At 57.2% G+C, this 19,455-nt stretch carries 17 protein-coding genes and 1 tRNA gene; 9 read left to right on the top strand and 9 right to left on the bottom strand.

Going from position 1 to position 19,455, the window contains the following annotated elements:
* The first annotated feature begins 1 nt into the window (after position 1).
* From GOV88_RS15415 to GOV88_RS15405, 3 genes are all read left to right on the top strand, one after another.
* Positions 2-1,420, top strand: a complete 1,419-nt coding sequence (locus tag GOV88_RS15415) for an NAD(P)/FAD-dependent oxidoreductase (RefSeq protein WP_171240985.1) — start codon at positions 2-4, stop codon at positions 1,418-1,420.
* 18 nt (positions 1,421-1,438) lie between these two features.
* Complete coding sequence (locus GOV88_RS15410; RefSeq protein WP_254428856.1) at positions 1,439-2,821, top strand: HAMP domain-containing sensor histidine kinase; 1,383 nt, start codon at positions 1,439-1,441, stop codon at positions 2,819-2,821.
* A 64-nt stretch (positions 2,822-2,885) separates the two neighbouring features.
* Positions 2,886-2,962: transfer RNA gene (locus GOV88_RS15405), tRNA-Arg, on the top strand.
* Between the two features lie 260 nt (positions 2,963-3,222).
* Here the strand turns inward: GOV88_RS15405 and aspT are convergent.
* From aspT to GOV88_RS15370, 7 genes are all read right to left on the bottom strand, one after another.
* The gene (aspT, locus tag GOV88_RS15400) at positions 3,223-4,923 is read right to left on the bottom strand and encodes an aspartate-alanine antiporter (protein WP_171240984.1); all 1,701 of its coding nucleotides are present in this window, start codon (positions 4,921-4,923) and stop codon (positions 3,223-3,225) included.
* 292 nt (positions 4,924-5,215) lie between these two features.
* The gene (locus GOV88_RS15395; protein ID WP_171240983.1) at positions 5,216-6,586 is read right to left on the bottom strand and encodes an FAD-dependent oxidoreductase; all 1,371 of its coding nucleotides are present in this window, start codon (positions 6,584-6,586) and stop codon (positions 5,216-5,218) included.
* Positions 6,567-7,433: an oxaloacetate decarboxylase gene (locus GOV88_RS15390; protein ID WP_171240982.1), complete on the bottom strand. Its 867-nt coding sequence runs from the start codon at positions 7,431-7,433 to the stop codon at positions 6,567-6,569. The genes GOV88_RS15395 and GOV88_RS15390 overlap by 20 nt, the downstream gene beginning before the upstream one ends.
* The gene (locus tag GOV88_RS15385; RefSeq protein WP_171127123.1) at positions 7,430-8,050 is read right to left on the bottom strand and encodes a cysteine hydrolase family protein; all 621 of its coding nucleotides are present in this window, start codon (positions 8,048-8,050) and stop codon (positions 7,430-7,432) included. The genes GOV88_RS15390 and GOV88_RS15385 overlap by 4 nt, the downstream gene beginning before the upstream one ends.
* The gene (locus GOV88_RS15380) at positions 8,051-10,111 is read right to left on the bottom strand and encodes a hydantoinase/oxoprolinase family protein (protein ID WP_171240981.1); all 2,061 of its coding nucleotides are present in this window, start codon (positions 10,109-10,111) and stop codon (positions 8,051-8,053) included.
* Positions 10,108-11,802, bottom strand: a complete 1,695-nt coding sequence (locus tag GOV88_RS15375) for a hydantoinase B/oxoprolinase family protein (RefSeq protein WP_171240980.1) — start codon at positions 11,800-11,802, stop codon at positions 10,108-10,110. Before GOV88_RS15375 ends, GOV88_RS15380 begins: the two co-directional genes overlap by 4 nt.
* Positions 11,799-12,365 carry a tautomerase family protein gene (locus tag GOV88_RS15370; RefSeq protein ID WP_171240979.1) on the bottom strand — a complete coding sequence of 189 codons (567 nt, stop codon included), beginning with the start codon at positions 12,363-12,365 and terminating at the stop codon, positions 11,799-11,801. Before GOV88_RS15370 ends, GOV88_RS15375 begins: the two co-directional genes overlap by 4 nt.
* 146 nt (positions 12,366-12,511) lie before the next feature.
* Here GOV88_RS15370 and GOV88_RS15365 point away from each other — a divergent pair, with 146 nt between their 5' ends.
* From GOV88_RS15365 to GOV88_RS15340, 6 genes are all read left to right on the top strand, one after another.
* Positions 12,512-13,315: a GntR family transcriptional regulator gene (locus GOV88_RS15365; protein ID WP_171123847.1), complete on the top strand. Its 804-nt coding sequence runs from the start codon at positions 12,512-12,514 to the stop codon at positions 13,313-13,315.
* Positions 13,312-14,718 carry a 3-isopropylmalate dehydratase large subunit gene (gene leuC, locus GOV88_RS15360; RefSeq protein WP_171240978.1) on the top strand — a complete coding sequence of 469 codons (1,407 nt, stop codon included), beginning with the start codon at positions 13,312-13,314 and terminating at the stop codon, positions 14,716-14,718. Before GOV88_RS15365 ends, leuC begins: the two co-directional genes overlap by 4 nt.
* Complete coding sequence (leuD, locus tag GOV88_RS15355) at positions 14,718-15,329, top strand: 3-isopropylmalate dehydratase small subunit (RefSeq protein WP_171240977.1); 612 nt, start codon at positions 14,718-14,720, stop codon at positions 15,327-15,329. Before leuC ends, leuD begins: the two co-directional genes overlap by 1 nt.
* A 98-nt stretch (positions 15,330-15,427) precedes the next feature.
* On the top strand, positions 15,428-16,435 hold the full coding sequence (dctP, locus tag GOV88_RS15350; RefSeq protein WP_171241012.1) for a TRAP transporter substrate-binding protein DctP: 1,008 nt from the start codon (positions 15,428-15,430) through the stop codon (positions 16,433-16,435).
* A gap of 66 nt (positions 16,436-16,501) precedes the next feature.
* A complete protein-coding gene (locus tag GOV88_RS15345) occupies positions 16,502-16,999 on the top strand; it encodes a TRAP transporter small permease (protein WP_371808254.1) in 498 nt (165 codons plus the stop codon).
* Positions 16,999-18,306 carry a TRAP transporter large permease gene (locus tag GOV88_RS15340; protein WP_171240976.1) on the top strand — a complete coding sequence of 436 codons (1,308 nt, stop codon included), beginning with the start codon at positions 16,999-17,001 and terminating at the stop codon, positions 18,304-18,306. The genes GOV88_RS15345 and GOV88_RS15340 overlap by 1 nt, the downstream gene beginning before the upstream one ends.
* A gap of 57 nt (positions 18,307-18,363) precedes the next feature.
* Here GOV88_RS15340 and GOV88_RS15335 read toward each other — a convergent pair whose 3' ends face one another.
* Both GOV88_RS15335 and GOV88_RS15330 read right to left on the bottom strand, forming a co-directional pair.
* Positions 18,364-18,537, bottom strand: coding sequence for a hypothetical protein (locus tag GOV88_RS15335; protein ID WP_171123836.1), 174 nt, complete (start codon positions 18,535-18,537; stop codon positions 18,364-18,366).
* Between the two features lie 359 nt (positions 18,538-18,896).
* Complete coding sequence (locus GOV88_RS15330) at positions 18,897-19,202, bottom strand: hypothetical protein (protein WP_171123834.1); 306 nt, start codon at positions 19,200-19,202, stop codon at positions 18,897-18,899.
* Between the last annotated feature and the right edge of the window lie 253 nt (positions 19,203-19,455).

Raw genomic sequence — 19,455 nt, 5'->3', positions numbered from 1 at the left:
CATGCAAGAGCTGAAGACAGATATCCTGGTGATCGGCGCCGGGTCGGGTGGCTTGTCTGTGGCCGCCGGTGCCAGCCAGATGGGTGCGGACGTCATCTTGCTGGAAGGTCACAAGATGGGCGGCGACTGCCTGAACTTTGGCTGCGTGCCGTCCAAAGCGCTGATCGCCAGTGGCAAGGCGGCTTTTGGGCAGGCTCATGCCTCGGCGCTGGGCGTGGCGGATGTGGTGCCGCAGGTGGACTATGCCGCCGCCAAGGACCACGTGCATGACGTGATCGCGCAGATTGAGCCGATGGACAGTCAGGAGCGGTTCGAAGGCTTTGGCGTCAAAGTGATCCGCGAATATGGTCAGTTCATCTCGCCCACGCAGGTACAGGCGGGCGACCACCTGATCACCGCGCGGCGGGTGGTGATCGCCACCGGCTCGTCGCCGTTGGTGCCGCCGATCCCTGGTTTGGATCAGGTGCCGTATTATACTAACGAGACGATCTTTGACCTGCGCGACAAGCCCGAGCATCTGCTGATCATCGGCGGCGGCCCCATCGGGATGGAGATGGCGCAGGCCCATATTCGTCTGGGCTGCAAGGTCACTGTGATCGAAGGGATGCAGGCGCTGGGCAAGGACAACCCCGAGGCGGCGGCGATCGTGCTGGACACATTGCGTGCTGAGGGCGTCGAGATCCACGAACAGGCCATGGTCGCCCAGATTCGCGGCGCGGACGGGAAGGTCGAAGTTGTAACCGAAACCGGCCAGATCTATGCGGGCTCGCACCTGTTGCTGGCCGCAGGGCGCAAGGCCAATACCGACCGGCTGAACCTTGAGGCGGCTGGGATCGAACCCACGCGCACCGGTATCAAGGTGGATGACGCGCTGCGCACAACCAACAAAAAGGTCTACGCCATTGGTGATGTGGCGGGTGGGCTGCAGTTTACCCATGTGGCGGGCTATCACGCGGGCATCATCATCCGCTCGGCCCTCTTTGGCCTGCCCTCCAAGGCGCAAACGGCGCATATCCCCTGGGCCACCTATACCGATCCTGAACTGGCTCAGGTCGGCCTGACCGAGGCTCAGGCCCGCGCGCAGCATGGCGACAAGGTGGAAATCGCGCGCTTTGACTATCACCATAACGACCGCGCCATTTCCGAACGCAAAACTAAAGGTTTCATTAAGGTCATGGTCGTAAAAGGCCGCCCGGTCGGTGCGACAATCGTTGGGCATCAGGCGGGAGAGTTGATCAACTTGTGGTCTCTGGCATTGGCCAATAACCTCAAGATGGGACAGATCGCCGCGATGGTTTCGCCCTATCCGACGATCGGAGAACTTAACAAACGGGTGGCGGGTGCCTATTTCTCGCCAAGGCTGTTTGAGAATCAGACGGTTAAACAAGTGGTCAGGTTCGTCCAGCGCTGGCTGCCCTGACCGGGAAGGGAGAGCAGATTGAATTCTCTGTCAGGCCGATTTCTGATCCTGACCACGGTCTTCGTCATGTTGGCCGAGATTTTGATCTTTGTCCCCTCGATCGCGCGTTTCCGCGAGGATTTCCTGCTAAACCGTCTTGAACGCGCCCAGATCGCATCCCTGGCGCTGTTGGCCGACGACATGCTGGCTGATGATCTTGAGGCTGAGCTGCTGGCCAATGCGGGTGTCTATAACGTGGTGCTGCGCCGCGATGAGGTGCGGCAGTTGATGCTGTCTTCTCCTATCCCTGATCGGATCACCAACACCTACGATCTGCGCGACGCGACCCCATGGATTTTGATCCGTGACGCTGTGGCCCGGCTGTTTACCCCTGAGAACGAGGTGATCCGCGTGATAGGTGAGCCAGTGAAAGACGCGGGCTTGCTGATCGAAGTCACAACAGACAGCGAACCGCTGCGCATGGCGATGACAGATTACGGGCTGCGTATTCTGGGGCTGTCTTTCGTAATTTCGATTATCACGGCGTTTTTTCTGTTTCTGGCTGTGCGCGTGGTTCTGGTGAAGCCAATCAAAAGCGTCGTAGGTTACATGCAGCGCTATGCTGGCGCGCCCGAGGATGCGCGGGGAATCATCTCGCCCAACTCGAAAGTGACCGAACTGCGCGAGGCAGAAGAAGCACTGGAACAGTTGCAGAAAGAGCTGACCCAAGCCCTGAAGCAACGCGAGCGTCTTGCGCAACTGGGCGGAGCGGTGGCCAAGGTCAGCCACGATCTTCGCAACATCCTCACGTCGGCGCAGCTTTTTACAGACCGGATCGAAGCAAGCGATGACCCGTTGGTGCGGCGTATGGCGCCTAAACTGGTGAATTCGATCACTCGCGCGGTTTCCCTGTGCGAAAGCACATTGGCCTTTGGTCGCGCCGAAGAGCCGGCACCTACGCTGACGATGGTGCCGTTGCATGACGTGGCAGATGACGTTGTCTCCAGCGAATTGCTGTCCGTTACTGGGGGCTGTGTGCAAATCCTTAACGAGGTGCCAGAGGATCTTGTGGCGCGCGCTGATCCCGAACAGATGTTCCGCGTCATCATGAATCTGGTTCGCAACGCGCGTCAGGCGCTGGTCGCGTCAGCGAAACCCGGGAATATCACGATTTCCGGCTATGAGGATGAGGCCAATTGGTACCTTGAGGTGAAGGACACAGGCCCCGGTTTGCCGCCGAAGGCGCGCGAAAACCTGTTTACCCCGTTTCAGGGAGGGGTGCGTAAAGGTGGCTCTGGTCTTGGGCTTGCGATCTCGCAGGAACTGGTGCGTGGGCACGGCGGCGATCTGGTTCTTGCCGAAACCGGCCCTGACGGAACAAGGTTCGAAATAAGGCTTCCACGGGGCGGTGGTACTTTTTGAATTATTTTTGCAGAATCGACTTGCACGTCCCGAATACCGGGTCTACATAGCGCCTCACCAACGCGGACCGATAGCTCAGCTGGATAGAGTACTTGACTACGAATCAAGGGGTCGGGGGTTCGAATCCTCCTCGGTCCGCCACTTGGTGATTTCCTCAAACTGCGATGATCTGCACAGAGTTCTTTTAGACTGTGTGATTTACGGCTTTTGCCGCGCGAGCGGGGCTTGTTGGATTTTCACGACTATCCCAGTTTGTACCTGTTGAGTGGTAATTGCATGGCCCAAGACGTTGCAGTTCAGAGTTTTGTCTTCATACCCAACCCCAGATGAGTCCGAGATGTAATGGTCCGAGGGCGATGCCGACCCTGTGGGGTCAAACATCGTGATCTTGCCTTTGTAACCTACGGCACAAACGCGACGACCAGCGGCCCCCATAGCGTCAGGAAAATGTTCGCAACCGCATAGGTCATGGTGAATGCTGGTGTAGGGGTCGAGTTCCCGGCCTTTTCTAACAGCGTGGCAAAACCGGGGTTGCCCGAGCGTGATCCTGTCACGACAGCGCAGGCCTCGATCGGGTTTTTAATCCGCAGGAAGTAATAATTGATCGGGAACTGAACGATCATGGGCATCAGAGTGACGACAACACCCAACAACAGCAGTATGACGCCATATTGTTGAATCGCTTCCAAAGCGGGTTTTCCAGCGTTCAGACCAACGACCCCGACGAAAACTGCCAAACCAAAGCTCTGCAGAAAATTCGCAGCCCCTTGGTTGATACCGCCAATCTTGGGTTGTCGAACACGCAGATATCCGATGATCAGCCCGGTCACGAGACAGCCGAGGCCCGAGCCAAGCGCGACTTTTGTCCCTGCAATGACAAAACTGATCTCACCGATCAAATAGCCGACCGCCACACCGATCCCCAGCGCGATGAAATTGGTGACCGAAGCCGAAGGGGGAACATATCCAGCCTCTTTAGCCACTCTGTTAAGGTCGTCCTTGTGGCCGACAATGCTGATTTCGTCGCCTGCTTGAATCACGGTGTTTTGCAGAACCGGTACGTCGTGACCAACCCGCGTGATCTTTGAGATATGAACACCGCGGCGTTGATCCACGGTTAGGGCTTCGCGGATTTCGGCCAGAGTCTTGCCCGCCAACTTGCGATTGGTGACAACGACATTGCGGCGTTCTTCGACAACGGTCAGTTCGGGCGGGAATTCGCCAATCTCACCGCTTGCGGTGCCCTCGAACTGGGTCAGGGTTGTGACCAGGCCAGATACGACAATAACGTCGCCTGCCGACACAACAATTTCAGGGGTCGGGTCCACCGGGACCCCATCGTGCAGCAGCTTTTCGACGATCAGATCACCGTTATAGGCGCCTTCGATCGCTTTGACCGATTGGCCGGAAACCGAGGCATCCGCATTTACTCGATAAGCGCGGGCATCGAAGCGGTTCATCGGAAGAAACTCGCCTTCTTCTAGTTTGCGGCCCCCGCCGCTGAGTTTCTGAGCAAGCTTGATTGCCTCTTGCCTCAGGTTGACGCGCATTATGATTGGAATAGCGCTTACCGCCAAAATTGGGCCGATCGAGCCAAAGATGTAAGTCACCGAATACCCGACGGCGATGTTGGTTTTCAGCTTTTCAGCCTCGTCCGCGGCCAACCCTAATAGGTCTATCGCGTTTCCTGCGGTGCCAATGATTGCGGATTGGGTCAGCCCTCCGGCGGCCAACCCGGCGGCCAAGCCTTTGTCCAACCCAGCTAATCGTGCGACGACGATGACAAAGAACAGCCCCCAAAGCGTCATCATAAACGCGGCCAGAAGTTTCGTGAGGGCGGTTCGGTTCAGAGCCGCAAAAAACTGAGGCCCGCCATTGTAGCCAACCATAAAAATAAAGAGCGAAAAGAAAACGTTCTGAACGTCGGGACTTAGGTTGATGCCACCGATCTGGCCCACAAAAACTGCCACCAGAAGGGTTCCGGCGATGCCACCCAGTTCGAATTTGCCAACCCGAAACTTTCCAAGACCGTATCCAAGGCCCAGGCAAAGAAACAGCGCCATGATCGGAAATGCCCGTAGCTGTTCAGTAATCAATTCCATTATGAAATCTCCTGGGTCGTTCAAATGGTCCGTTTTGCTCAAGATACATAGCGTAACTATTATGACGACTGGCAAATTATGACGACCAGCGTCATGTGGATAAAACACCTAGAATGAGCTTGCATCAAGAACAGATGAAAACGGAAGAAACGGAAACGTCTTATTTTGAAAGGTAAATTCGTTTGTCATTCAAATTGGCGTTTTAGTTTTGCCTCCAAATCCGAAATACGACGAGGCTGCATTCCTGCCTACAGGTAGAAATGATCGGAATATTCAGGTGCAAAGCCTGATATTAAGCGATCCGGCCCGCAATTCGACCTAGCACAACGGCACCCAACAAACCATTTCCGGAAAGATACCCGCTGTCCCCTTTGCCAGACACGCCAACAGCCGCGCCGCCGCCTGCGTAGAGGTTGGCGAATCTAGTACCGTCAGCTTTGAGAACACGTGCATAGGAATCGACCCGCAATCCACCTTGGGTGTGAAACAAAGCGCCAGTGACGCGAACGCCTTTGTAAGGCGGTGCTAAAGGCAGCTGGTTAAAGGGCCTGCCAAATTCATCCGTGTGACCGGTAGGAATGTCGTGAATGGTTTGCTCCAAAGCCGCAGACGGCAAACCCAGTGCTTTTGACAGGTCTTCGATGGATTCAGCGGATTGAATTGCCCCTGAATCTTCTGCGCGCTTGAAATCCTCGAACTGGCGCGCAATCGCTGCGATACGGTCGTCGAAAATGGCGAAAGCCTCTGCGCCGGGCTGCGCCAGAACCGCACGGGCGGCTTCCGAATAGCCCTGCGCTTCGTTCCAGAAACGGTGGCCATTGCGGTTCACCTGTACACCGCCTTCGGTGATCACCGCCCACGTAATCAATATCCCATGAGGGTGAGCGACATTTCCGTGACCCTGATAGGCGCTTAAGTTCAGAAGTCCTGCACCAAGCCCTTCCCCCCAAACGATAGCCTCGCCCCGGTTGCCGCTGTGCCCGAACCAGAGCGCCTCTTCGATCTGGGGCATATGCGCGGACACTAAGGCGCGATTGCCACCGAAACCGTTGCAGGCAAGAATAAGCCGATCACATGCAATGGTTTCAACGGTTTCGTCCGGGCCAGTCACGGCAACACCCAAGATCCGGTCTTGATCCCGATACAGCGTTACCGCCCGTCGATTGCATATGATGTCTAAACCTTCACGCTCGCAAGTGCTGCGCAGGGCGTCGATCAGTTCTTGGCCCGACCGTGACGGCAGCCCGTGCATCCGGCGGCGCGAGTGACCGGGATAGTCGAAATCCGCGACAACCGAAAAGGGCAGGGCGTGGCGTTCAGACAGCCAGTCGATGACTTCGGCGGCGTTGCTGGCCAACAGATCGACCAGAGCCTGCTCGTTTTCGCCATGTGCCTTTGTCTGGATATCACGCGCAAAAAGTGCGGCATCATCCGTGATCCCTGCAGCCCGTTGAAGCTTTGTGCCCGCAGCCGGGATCAACCCGGCGGACAACGCGGTTGAACCGCTTGGAACTGGATCGGCCTCAATGACCAGCACATCCTGTCCAGTCTCCGATGCCGACAGGGCGGCGACCAGACCACAAGCCCCCGCGCCGATGATCAGCGTGCCGGTCGTCAGATCGAACCGGTCCGGCGGAACGCTCTCAACCTTGGGTGTCATCATAGCGGGCCCCAGCTTCCAGCATCTCAGCAGTTCCGATGACTTCGTTCAGACCGCCGAAGTCGAACATGTTCTGGGCAAAGGGCTTGTTTGAGCCGTTGACAGCCAGACTTTGATAGTATGCCTGAGCGGTTTTGGCCAAAGCCCGGACAATCCCTCCGGGGAAAATGACGATGGAATATCCCTGTGCCTCAAGATCGTTGGCGCCAAGTATCGGGGTCGCGCCGCCTTCGACCATGTTCGCCAAAAGGGGGACTCGCGGGGCAAATTGATCGGCGATGGATGTAAGTTGTTCGCGGCTTTGAGGGGCCTCGAGGAACAGAACATCTGCACCAGCCTCCAGATAGATTTCCGCGCGGTCGGTGGCGGCCTGATATCCCTCGACGGCGATGGCATCTGTTCGGGCAATGATCAGGGTGTCACTATTGGCGCGCGCGTCGGCCATCGCTGCGATTTTCCCAGCCATTTCCTGCGCGGGGATAAGCGACTTGTCCGACAGATGCCCGCAGCGTTTTGGATAGGTCTGGTCTTCGATTTGAAGCGCAGATGCGCCGGCGCGTTCATACAGGCGCATGGTTCGCTGGGCATTGAGCGCGTTACCAAAGCCGGTGTCAGCGTCGATGATAACAGGTAAAGAGACCCGATCTGCGATCAGGGTCATGGTGTCTGCCATCTCAGACGCGGTGGACAGTCCGATATCGGGGCGGCCCAACCGCGTGTAGGCAACGGCTGCACCGCTTAGATACAGCGCCTCGAAACCAGCTTTTTCAGCCAGAGATGCGGTCAAGCCGTCATACACGCCGGGGGCGACAAGAATTTCTTTCTTTTTCAGGCGGGACTTAAGGCTCATTTGGCTCCCTCCAGCCAGTTCATCATGTGATCGCAACTTCGCTGGTGTGTAACAGTGCCCAACGACAGGAGCGTTGCATCGTGAACCTCTTGCCGAAATGCGGCGCACCCATCTGTCAGCATAACGGTGTCGATATCCCGCAAATGGGCATCTCGAAGAGTTGAGGCCACGCCGCCATTGGTCACGATGCCCCCGACGATCAGGTTTTCGATACCCAAAGCGCGCATCAGATATTCCAGCCGCGTCTGGTAGAAGGCCGAGTAGGCAACCTTTTCGATTACGAAATCGCAAGGTTGCAGGGTATCGACCAGACTGTGACCAAATCCGCCCGGCGCGAAGTCGCCTTTGGTCAGAAACGGGCGCAACTTCTTCAGATGCGGAGCAATCAACGGCTCGCCGTTGCGGTCCGGCACAAGTGTAAATTGCGCTGAAAAATAGCACCCGCCAGCGGCTTGCAGTTTTCGCGCCAAGGGGGCGATGCGTTCGGGAAGTGCCGCGATTTCTTGTGCTGACTGGCCTGCCCGGCCATAGGCACCTTTAGGATGGATAAAGTCGTTCTGAAGGTCGATGGTCAGCAGCGCCGTTTTGCGCGGGTCCCAGGTTTCTGGTTCGCTCATTCAGTCCTCCCCCAGTGGTTCGATGATCGTGTTGCCAAAGGAGTCTACGCGTCCTTGAAAATCCGGTTCGATCAGAACGGTCGTGTCCGGTTGGGTCAAAATGGCTGGCCCTTTGATTGCAGTGCCAACCGGTAAAGACAAGCGATCATAAATGGCCGTGTCATGCCAGGTATTGCCAAAATGAACTTTGCGCGTCGACGAGGGCGCAATGCTGCCTTCCGTTGCCGGGGCAAGGGACGAAAGATCGAATTTCGGCCGCTTGCCCGTAACCGCGCTGCGCAGGTTCAGGATGCGTCGCACACCGTTTTTCAGCAGTCTTCCATAAGTGGCGTGATAAGCCGTATCAAAGGCTTGTTCGATATCGGCTTTGCCGGGCGCGGTCACCTTGCCGTCTGTCATCTTCACAGTCAGCGGAACCGGTACGGTATGCGTTTGACCCACATAGGCCATGTCCAGCTCGAATGAAATCTCACGCCTGTCGAACGTCGTCCGTGAGGCATCAAGAAGCGCCATTCCCTGATCCACGTGTTCTTGCATGAACGCGCCCAAAGCAGCTTTGTCTAACTGCGCGACCAATGTGTTGATGGTCTGAACGAAGTCCTGCCGCATATCCGCGATCACGCAGCCCAGTGCCGAGGTGACGCCGGGATAACGTGGAACGATGGCGCGGGCGATCCCCACTTCGGCCAGCATTGCCCCGGCATGCAACGCGCCGCCACCGCCGAACGGCATGAAGGCAAAACGCTTGGGGTCAAAGCCGCGCTCGATGCTTACAAGCCGGATCGCCCCAGCCATACGTGAATTGGCAACACGCAAAATGGCCTCGGCCGCCTCAAGCCTCGTCAAACCCAAAGGTTCGCCGACGTGAATATCAATGGCCTTGCCAGCGGCCTCTACGTCCAGCCTCTCCAGTTTGCCACCAATCGGGTTGTCCGGGTCGATACGACCCAGCACGACATTGGCATCCGTTACCGTCGGGCGATCATTGCCAAGGCCGTAGGCGACCGGGCCGGGATTTGATCCTGCGCTTTCAGGGCCGATGTTCAGTAATCCGCCCTTGTCGACCCACGCTATCGACCCGCCTCCCGCGCCGATGGTCGTTATTTCGATCATCGGGTTGCGCACAACCATCCCGAAATCAATGGAGGTCTGGGCCGACAGCATCGTCTGCCCTTGTGAGATCAACGAAACATCAAAGCTGGTGCCGCCCATGTCCCCGGTGATGACGTTGTCAAAGCCCGCCGATTGCGCGATGTAGCCTGACGCAATCACACCGGCTGCGGGGCCAGACAGCGCCGTCCGCACTGGAAGGCGGGACGCGGTGTTGACCCCCATGACGCCGCCATTGGATTGCACAATCATGAACTCACCATCGAATCCGCCGGATCGCAGGGCGTTTTCCAAGCGGGTCAAATAGCCCGAAACCTCGGGTTGCAGATAGGCGTTCAGTGCCGTGGTTGAAAATCGTTCGAATTCACGGATTTCCGGCAGGATTTCTGACGAGGCCGACACATGTGGATTTGGCCAGATTTCGCGTATGGCCGCGACAGCAGCGGCTTCGTTATCTGGGTTGGCATAGGCATTGGCGAACAGGATCGCCACAGCTTCGCACCCTTGTTCAAGCAATTGCTTTGCCGCTTTGCGCACGGCGTCCAAATCAACCGGCGTGCGAATGGTGCCGTCCGCAAGCGTGCGTTCCGGCACCTCCAGACGGTCGCGACGATCCACAACGGGTTCGAAATCACCGCGCAGCCCCCAAGTGCGCGGCCGATCCCTGCGGCGCATCTCCAACACGTCCCGCAAGCCCTCGGTGCAGATAACGCCCGTTCTGGCACCTTTGCGTTCCAGCAGAGCATTCGTGCCCGCTGTGGTGCCATGTACGACAACAGAGATCTCGGATAGGTCTTCCACCTCGCGCCCGATCCCGTCGAGAAACCCGCCCGACTGATCCGGGCGTGTGGTGGGAACTTTGGCGACGGTTGCGCTGCCGTCCGCTTCGTTCAGAACAAAGACATCCGTGAACGTGCCGCCAACGTCCACACCGATCATACGCCCGCTCATGGTGCCACCTCGCGCCATGCGGGGCCATAGTCCTGATCCGCCTGTTCGGCGCTTACATGTCCGCGTGCCACGTCCCGAGCGATCGCTTCGGGTGAACGGCGACCCGCAGCGCCATAACCCCCGCCGCCGGGTGTCTCTAGGCGCACCGCTTGTCCTTGCTTCAATTCGATCCCTCTCATTTTTGAAACCAGGGGCGGTGCCTTCCACCCATCGTCCTGTTCATAGGTGAAGACATTCATGGCCCCGTCGCCGCCTTGGGCGATCCCCTTTGGGGCGAACTTGCCGCGTTCGCCAAACAGAAAAGCCTGAGCGCCATTTTCTTCAATTACTTCAATCTCATAGATGGCCCCAAGCCCGCCCCTATGGGTGCCTGCACCTGCACTGTCAGGGCGCAAAGCCCATTGACGGAACATGACCGGATAGGCGGCTTCTAGAATTTCCATCGGCGGGATCGTCGCCGTTGAGATCGGAGCGTTGCCGTGGTTCAACCCATCGCTTTCGACCGAGCCGCCGTGTCCCCCACCGTAAAAGCTGAACATCACCCATGGCTGCCCGTTTGAGCGTTTCCCAGCAATGGAAAGCGCATTGATTGTCCCATAGGCATTGGCGACAACCCGATTAGGTGCGGCGTTGGCAAAGGCCGAGAAGACCACGTCGATCATCCGTAGAATAGTTTCCGTGTATCCACCTGTCGGGGCAGGGAACTTGGCCGACAACAGGCTGTCTTCGGGCACGATGACGTCGATGGGGCGCATTACCCCGGCGTTGGCAGGCAGCGCCGGGAAGACGTGTTTGATTGCCACATAGGCGGTCGCAACGGTCGTCGGCAGGGCAATGTTCACAGGCCCGGCGCATTGCGGGGACGAACCCGTGAAATCCAGCACCATTTGATCGCCCTTGATCTCAAGCGCCAGATTGATGCGAAGCGGCTCATCTGTGATCCCGTCATTATCGAGGAAATCCTCGGTCTCCCACCGGCCGTCCGGCAGTTCCTGCAACTCGGATCGCATCAGAGCTTCGGCCCGATCGCTGAGCGCCGCAAGTGCGGCTGAGACCGTGTCAGCCTCGTACTCGTCCAGCAGCTCGTCCATTCTCCGGACCCCAAGATCCAAAGCGCCCAGTTGCCCGTTCAAATCACCCATCGCCGATTGAGGCAGGCGGGAATTCCGTAGAAGAATGTCGATTATGTCCTGATTTATCTCGCCCTTGCGCGCCAGCTTAACAGGCGGCAGAACGAAGGCTTCCTGAAAAACTTCGGTCGCAGCCGGGTTATAGTTTCCGGGTACAGCGCCGCCCACATCATGCCAATGCCCAACCGACGCGAGATAGCAGAACAACGTGCCATCGCGGAAATAGGGACGCACCAGACGCATGTCGGACAAATGCGTGCCGCCGATATGCGCATCGTTGAAGATATAGATATCACCGTCTTCCAGATCGCCGTCCGAGGCTGCCTTTTCGATCACTGCTTTCACCGCAAAGGACATCACCCCCACAAAGATCGGCAAACCGGATTTGCCCTGAACCAGAGTGTCGCCTGTCGTCGCAGAATAAAGCCCATGACTGGCGTCATGCGCTTCGGCAATGATCGGGTTGAAAGCCGCCCGAAACAGGGTAGCGTCCATTTCGTCGGCGATCTGCTCCATGCGGCCTGCAAGAACAGAAAGGGTGATAGGGTCAATTTCGCTCATGCCTGCGCCCTTGTTTCTGCGATATCGTTCCAGACATCCTGGCGTGTGATCAAATCGTTCTGTATCTCGAACCGGTCAGTAAAGCGGATGCCTTCGAATGGTGAACCATCAGTCCATTCACCGGATAACGTACCCCTGCAATAAACGATCGCAGCGTCGCCATCGCCTTGCATCGCGTCGAACCCGTCGTAGGTTTTTGCGATGCGGCGATACCGGGTGGCTGCCCAGTTTCCGAGATCCCCCAGATCACGCCTGGGCGCGGTTCCGGGAAATTGCATCACGAAGTCCGGGCTTAGCCTTTTGCGCGCGCTTTCAACCGCGCCTTCGCCCATATCGGATAGAAACGCACGCACGATATGTTCGGGGTCGTCTTTCGCCCGGGCGGGCTGCCGAACCTTGCCGCCACGATAGTAGTTTTGATCGGATATGTCGTGGATCACGACGGTCACAAGCTCTGGCGCGGCAGGCACTACGAATCGCACTGCATTGGTCAGCGCCACGCCAAGTCGTTGTTTTTCTTGTGCGCTATAGCCCTTGATCACATGCAATTCGACAATCGGCATGCAAAAGCTCCTCCGGTTGTTGTATTATCTGTAATACAGGTTTGAAAATAATTGTAAGACTATTTTTCGAGTTGTAATAATACTAAAGCTTGCTTTTTAGAGTTCCGGTTCTACGATTGGAGGCGCTGTGAAAGGGGAATCATCGGGTGAACAAGATCAACGCGGCCAATCTTCCGGACGGGACCAAGGCGCAACGCGTCTATCTGCATCTGCATGATCAGATCACCGAAGGGCAGCTTGCGTCAGGGGAAACTTTGCCCGGTGAACAGCGGTTGGCTGAAAAATTCGGGGTCTCGCGTGTCACAATTCGGCGGGCGCTGGACGCGCTTTCTCGAAATGGTCTGATAGAACGTCAGGCAGGTAGCGGCACCCGGGTTTCGGGCCAATCCACCCTTGGGGCACCTGCTGCGATGGACTTCAACACGCTGATGCCGCAACTGGTTGAAATGGGGCACAGCACCACCGCGCGGCTTTTGTCCTTTTCATACGGCAAGGCGCCGGAGGTGGTGGCATCGGCCATGGGGCTGCCGAGTGACCAGCAGGTGCAGATCGCTACGCGCGTGCGCCTGACTGATGATGTTCCGTTTTCACATCTGACGACCTACGTACCCGCTTCGATTGCGCAGAACTATTCGGAAAGTGACCTCGCAACGACACCGCTTTTCAAACTGCTGGAGCGCAGCGGCGTGCAGATCGAGGAAGCGCATCAAACCGTTTCGGCGACCTTGGCGGGGCCTGATGTGGCCGACGCATTGGGCATCGCTGTCGGCTCGGCTCTGTTGTCGCTCAAGCGGATCGTTCGGGACGTTGAAGGCAATGGGGTCGAATATCTTTCCGGCCTCTATCGCTCTGACATGTTTCGGCTCGAGATGCCCTTGGCGCGTGTGGGAACCGGCTCGGCCCGGCATTGGGAACCTGCGATCGGACGCAGCGAGGAGGTCGGGAAGTGAACGCACCGCGCACCATGCTCGACAAACTCTGGGCCTCGCATGAGGTTCTGAGGCGCGAGGATGGTGTGTCGCTGCTTTGGGTGGATCGACACTTTGTACATGAAGGGTCGCATCATGCCTTTGCCAAGCTGGCCGAGCGCGGCCTGCCTGTGGCTGAACCAGCCCTCACCTTTGCGGTGGCAGATCATTACGCGCCCACACGAAGCCGGGAACGGATTGCCGATCCAAAGATTGCCCGGATGATCGAAACCCTGCGAAACAATGCGTCGGCTCACAACCTCAGGATTTTCGATCTGAGCGACCCTTCGCAGGGCATCGTTCACGTGATTGGGCCCGAGTTGGGCCTGACTTTGCCCGGACTGCTTATCAATTGCGGGGACAGCCACACATCCACTCACGGAGCATTTGGTGCGCTGGCGTTCGGGATCGGGGCGACCGAGGTTGCGCATGTGCTGGCGACGCAGACGGTCTGGCAGCGCAAACCCAAGGCGATGCGCATTAATGTCGAAGGTCGTTTAGGGTTTGGTGTAACGGCCAAGGACATTGCCCTGAACTGGATCGCGCAACTGGGCAGCGGCGGTGCGCAGGGTCATGCGATTGAATACGCAGGGCAAACGATCCGAGATCTGTCGATGGAGGGGCGAATGACTCTGTGCAACCTCTCAATCGAAGGTGGGGCGCGGTTTGGCATGGTCGCACCTGACGAGGTCACGTTTGCCTATCTCGAAGGGCGCGAGTACGCACCTTCGGGGGCAGACCTGCAAAGCGCGCGACAGGTGTGGCGCGGTCTGGTCACGGACAAAGAGGCTGTTTTTGACCGCGATATCACCCTGGGCGCGGCTGACATTTCGCCAACTGTCACTTGGGGCACCAGCCCAGAGCAGGCCCTGCCAATAACGGCCAATATTCCCGCTCCGGACCCCAGCGATCCAGCCACGTCAAACTTGGCGCGTGAAGCATTGGATTACATGGGATTGGCACCGGGGCAACCCTTGGACGGTATCCCTGTAGATCAGGTTTTTATCGGCTCGTGTACGAATGGGCGCATTGAAGACCTTCGCGAGGCTGCTTTGGTTTTGTCAGGGCGCCGCGCGCGCGTACCGGGGCTTGTTGTGCCCGGATCGGAACGTGTCAAGGCACAGGCCGAAGCCGAAGGGTTGAACAGGATTTTCCAAGATGCCGGGTTGGAGTGGGCCGCGTCGGGTTGTTCAATGTGCGTCGGCATGAATGGCGACGTTGTGGCCGAGGGTAAGCGCTGCGCATCCTCGACCAACCGCAATTTCCGTGGGCGTCAGGGACGCGGTGCGCGAACGCATCTGATGTCCCCGGCGATGGTTGCCGCAGCGGCCGTAACGGGCACAATCACAGATGTCAGGCCGCTTATTCAGGGCAGGGCGGCATAATGGCTGGTTGGAGCACACAAAAGGGGCACGCCTTGGCGCTGGCGATCGACAATATCGACACGGATCAATTGATCCCGGCGCGTTTCATGTCGGCCCCACGCAGCGAGGGATATGGCCAGTATCTGCTGCACGACATGCGGCGGGACGATGACGAACAACTGACGGCAGAATTTCCGCTGAACCGTCACGAAGGGATCAGTATTCTGGTCGCCGGGCATAACTTTGGCAGCGGGTCGTCGCGTGAGGCTGCGGTTTATGCGCTCGTCGATGCGGGCATTCGCGCGGTCATCGCGCCCAGTTTCGGTGACATCTTCGCCAACAATGCGATCAACAACGGCCTGCTGCCTGCGCAGGTCGATGCCCAGAAGGTGATGCAGCTACAGCACGCGTTGAAGGATGCCCCGGCCCAGGTTTCGATTGATTTGCCCGCAAGCCGACTGACCCTCGGGGACATTACGGTGACCTTTGAGCTGGACGAAGGATGGCGTGTGAAACTGATCAACGGCTGGGACGACATCGACCTGACCCGGCAGCATATGCAGGCAATCGGCGCGCATAGGAAAAACCGCAACAAGGCCGCCCCTTGGGCGTGGCCGAACAAACCGAATTAGGACACGTCGCGTGAAGACGGCGCAATACGGGCCAAGCGGCCTGAAATGGGGTGAGACCAAAAAATGCCCCTTCAACAAGTGGAGGAAGACTTATGAAAATGAACTCATTGGCTGCCCTGTTGGCAGGGGCCGTAATCGTCGCCGGAACGGCCAAAGCCGAAGAAACCATCTCGGCCGTTCACGCCTTTCCCGAAACGCTGATTTACACCCAAAGCTTTCTGGACTTTGTCGACAAAGTTAACGAAGCGGGCAAAGGAGTCATCCAGATAGACGTGCGCGGCGGTCCGGAAGCCATTGGCATGTTCCAACAACCCGATGCGGTTCGCGACGGTGTCGTCGACATGGTATATACGCCGGGCTCGTTCTATGGTGGCGCACTGCCCGAGAAAGACGCGATGGTCGCCTCGAACCTGACCGCTATTGAAACCCGCGAAAATGGCGGAACAGAACTGATCGACCAAATTCATCAGGACAAAATGGGCCTGAAGTACCTTGGTTGGTTCGACAGCGGCGTCTGCTACAACCTTTGGACCCGTAACGAGCCCAGCTTTGATGCCGACGGCAATCTGGAAGTCGAAGGGCTGAAGCTGCGCGGCAACAACGTCTACAACGCCTTTTTCACCAACTACCTTGGCGCACAGGTGATCGACCTGCCAACTGGCGAGGTTTACTCGGCGCTGCAACGTGGTGTTGTTGATGCGACGGGCTGGACCCAGATTGGCCTGATTGACCTGAAATGGAACGAGTTCCTGAACTTTCGTATCGAGCCATGCTTCTTCTCGACCGATCTTGGCGTCATCGTGAACCTCGACCGTTGGAACTCGTTGTCTGAAGAAGCGCGCACGATCCTGCAAGACGTCGCGATCCAACACGAAATAGACAGTGTTGAAGCCCTTCGCAGCAAACGCGACGAAGACTTTGCGGCCCTTGATGCAGCGGGAATGACAGTTGTCAGTCTGGAAGGGGAAGCAAAGGCAAACTACCTTGCAGCGGCCCGCGAAAAGACGTGGGAGCGTATGAAAGGTCTGATGGCCGAACAGCCCGGCGGCACTGATAACTATGATCGCCTGATCGAGCTGTTCTACGATCTCGACGCTGCAAACTAAGTCCAAAGACAGGCCCGTTCTGGTTGGACGGGCCTATAACATTTTTGGGGCAAAGCAGGCGGGATGATGAAAAGGATCTATGACGCAGTGCTGTTTGGCATGGCCATAATCGCTGGTCTTTTGCTGGTTTGGCTGATGCTATCCGTCATCACGTCAGTTCTGATGCGAAATGCCGGGCTGCAACCCTTTGCTTGGCTGTTTACGTCTGCAGAATACGGGCTGTTGTACATGACCATGCTGGGCGCGCCTTGGCTGGTACGGGAAAAGGGCCATGTCCACATCGAACTGGTGACAGCGGCGCTGCCGATTGGTTTGCGCCGGATTGTCAGCCGTTCGGTGGCTGCCGCCTGTGTACTGGTCTGCCTCATCCTTGCCTGGCAAGGGGCCGACTTGGTCCTGACGAATATCGAACGCGGGGACTATGACACCCGCGCTTACTATTTCCCCCGATGGATGCTGACGATCGCCTTTCCGCTTTCGTTTGGAATGATGGCGGTTGAATTTTCGCGCTTTGTCTTCGGACCCGAGCTGATGCACAGCGGAGAAGCAGGGATACACGAATAATGGAATGGTACGAAGCGCTTGCCCTGCTGCTTGGGTCAATAGTGTTCCTGATGGCCATTGGAATGCCTGTTGCGCTGGCGTTTCTTGCGGCCAACATTCTGGGCGCCTGGATTTTCATGGGGGGTGAACGGGGGGTTACGCAACTGCTCAACAACGGGCTGGGCGCGTTGACCAAATATGCGCTGATGCCAATCCCGCTGTTTCTGTTGATGGGAGAGATCTTCTTTCACACCGGGTTAGGTGGGCGCATGTTCAGCGCGATAGATAAGCTGTTGGGCCGCCTGCCAGGGCGGCTGAGCTACGTAACGGTTCTGGGCGGCACCGCGTTTTCCACGTTGTCGGGGTCGTCAATGGGCTCAACCGCGCTTTTGGGGTCGCTGATGGTGCCTGAAATGAACCGCCGCGGTTACAAGTCGTATATGAGCATTGGACCAATATTGGGAACGGGTGGCTTGGCGATCATCATACCGCCTTCGGCGCTTGCCGTTCTTCTGGCCACGCTCGCACAGATAGACGTGGCGGCCTTGCTGATCGCGGGCGTTATTCCGGGCCTGATACTCGCCTTCTTTTACATTGGTACGATCTGGCTCCAAACACGGTTGGACCCCAACGCGGCTCCGGCCTACGACGTGGAGCCTATGTCTTTGGGATACCGCCTGAAACTGCTCATGACCGAGGTCGTGCCGATGGTTGGCGTCATGGTCGTGATCATCATCTTGATGATTAAAGGTTTTGTCACCCCGTCCGAGGCCGCAGCATTTGGCGCATTGGGCGTGTTGATCCTGGCCGCCATATTCCGCTGCCTCTCGTGGGAGGCGATCAAAAAGTCGGTCATCGGTGCCCTCAAGGTTACACTGATGGCCTATCTGATTGTCTTTGGCTCGGCCACGTTCAGTCAGCTTTTGGCATTTTCCGGAGCGTCACGAGGATTGGTGAACTGGGCCATCGCATTTGAACTTGCCCCGCTGGCCATGCTGACCGTGATGTTCGCTGTCTTGCTGCTGCTTGGCATGTTCATGGAGCAGATCTCGATCATGTTGCTGACCGTGCCAATCTTCTTTCCACTGGCGCAGACGCTTGGGTTCGATCCGATCTGGTTCGGCCTGATCATGTTGCTTTCGCTTGAAATCAGCTTCACCACCCCGCCATTCGGGTTGTTGCTGTTTGTTATGAAAGGCGTCGCGCCGCCGGGTACCACAATGCGCGAAATCTATACATCAGCTTTCCCGTTTATTTTCTGCTCGATCTTGTTGGTGGTTCTACTGATCGCGTTCCCCGGCTTGGCATTGTTTCTGCCTAGCTTATGAGGCTGCCACGACCAGTAAGCCGCCACAAACGTACGATGTATGGTTCTGCACGGGTCGTCAGGCGCGTTGGGCCGCAAGGCTGCGTTTCTCTGCGCGTCCACCGACGATGATGGCGCTTATCAGGACGATGCCAAAAAATGCTGAAACTCCGACAAAGGGGCCCCCTATGGCTGACGCAATGCCGGTTACAGCCAAGACAATAAGCAACGATAACGACGGTCTTTTGTTCATCTCGATATCCTCTTTGCGTTTGTCACTTCACTTATTGTTAAGTGGTTCGTCCGGTCGCCTGAGGCTTGCGAGGTTGCGCCAAAATTATATGAGTTCCCGTCTAATCACGCCGCGCCCATACGCACCGGTGTTGGCAAAACTGCGTATAAATTTGGCGGCAGGGCGCAAGCCATATCGCCGGGCATCAGCCACATATTCGGCAATCCTGCCGGATGGCGTGGCGATATCGTCCGCTGAGGGGAGTTCGGTAGGATAAGGGGGTGCGGCCCGCAGCTAACGTACCACGCACTCACAGCCGTTGCGGTGCCCCCCCTTAGTCAACCAAAACGGATGAAGCCTGCGATGTTCGCCCGTGGAACTTAGCCATTGCGCATCTCAACCAATGTCAGAGTGTCCGAGAACGGATCATATGCGCAAAAACCGGGATCCAATTCAGTTCCCGAAGGGTCTTGTAACCCGATGCTGATCAGGAATCCTTCGTGGCTGATGTGACGTTCTTCGGTTCTGCGAAACGGAATTCGATACCCTGCGTCGTGCCACATGATTTTGCATCTTGTACCCAGGGCCAGCTCTGGGTCTGTAAAGGCGCGATGCAATTGAAACAAGAAGGCGCAGACGAAAGACAGCACCGCCAATCCTGTCAGTATCTTGAATTTGTGCTTCAAACGAAAAATCCTTTCTGTCTCAAGGCGTTACGCACACGGCCAAAAAACGCGAAAACTGAAAATCTTACAACTGGCCATAACTTACCTCAGGATGCGCTTTGTCCAAAGCCGTTAATTTGGGCTTGTTTCCAAAACCCAGCCAACCACGAATTCAACCGTTAATCTGTTGAACGGACAAAGTAGAAACTGCGCCCGGTGTTTTCAGCCCGCGAAGGTCGAGACGCCATAAATCCGTTTTTGATCATCGGGATGG

Source organism: Ruegeria sp. HKCCA5491, from assembly GCF_013034565.1.
In the GTDB taxonomy this organism is placed as follows: domain Bacteria; phylum Pseudomonadota; class Alphaproteobacteria; order Rhodobacterales; family Rhodobacteraceae; genus Ruegeria.
The sequence above is the reverse complement of the archived record's forward strand: the minus strand, read 5'-3'. Positions and strand labels throughout refer to the sequence as shown.

What these genes read in the sequence shown, in the direction of transcription:
- GOV88_RS15340 (WP_171240976.1), top strand. Translation starts at nt 16,999, where the DNA reads ATGGAATGGTACGAAGCGCTTGCCCTGCTGCTTGGGTCAATAGTGTTC.
- GOV88_RS15335 (WP_171123836.1), bottom strand. Translation starts at nt 18,537, where the DNA reads ATGAACAAAAGACCGTCGTTATCGTTGCTTATTGTCTTGGCTGTAACC.
- GOV88_RS15390 (WP_171240982.1), bottom strand. Translation starts at nt 7,433, where the DNA reads ATGAGCCTTAAGTCCCGCCTGAAAAAGAAAGAAATTCTTGTCGCCCCC.
- GOV88_RS15380 (WP_171240981.1), bottom strand. Translation starts at nt 10,111, where the DNA reads ATGAGCGGGCGTATGATCGGTGTGGACGTTGGCGGCACGTTCACGGAT.
- GOV88_RS15395 (WP_171240983.1), bottom strand. Translation starts at nt 6,586, where the DNA reads ATGATGACACCCAAGGTTGAGAGCGTTCCGCCGGACCGGTTCGATCTG.
- GOV88_RS15375 (WP_171240980.1), bottom strand. Translation starts at nt 11,802, where the DNA reads ATGAGCGAAATTGACCCTATCACCCTTTCTGTTCTTGCAGGCCGCATG.
- dctP (WP_171241012.1), top strand. Translation starts at nt 15,428, where the DNA reads ATGAACTCATTGGCTGCCCTGTTGGCAGGGGCCGTAATCGTCGCCGGA.
- leuD (WP_171240977.1), top strand. Translation starts at nt 14,718, where the DNA reads ATGGCTGGTTGGAGCACACAAAAGGGGCACGCCTTGGCGCTGGCGATC.
- GOV88_RS15415 (WP_171240985.1), top strand. Translation starts at nt 2, where the DNA reads ATGCAAGAGCTGAAGACAGATATCCTGGTGATCGGCGCCGGGTCGGGT.
- GOV88_RS15385 (WP_171127123.1), bottom strand. Translation starts at nt 8,050, where the DNA reads ATGAGCGAACCAGAAACCTGGGACCCGCGCAAAACGGCGCTGCTGACC.
- aspT (WP_171240984.1), bottom strand. Translation starts at nt 4,923, where the DNA reads ATGGAATTGATTACTGAACAGCTACGGGCATTTCCGATCATGGCGCTG.
- GOV88_RS15345 (WP_371808254.1), top strand. Translation starts at nt 16,502, where the DNA reads ATGAAAAGGATCTATGACGCAGTGCTGTTTGGCATGGCCATAATCGCT.
- GOV88_RS15370 (WP_171240979.1), bottom strand. Translation starts at nt 12,365, where the DNA reads ATGCCGATTGTCGAATTGCATGTGATCAAGGGCTATAGCGCACAAGAA.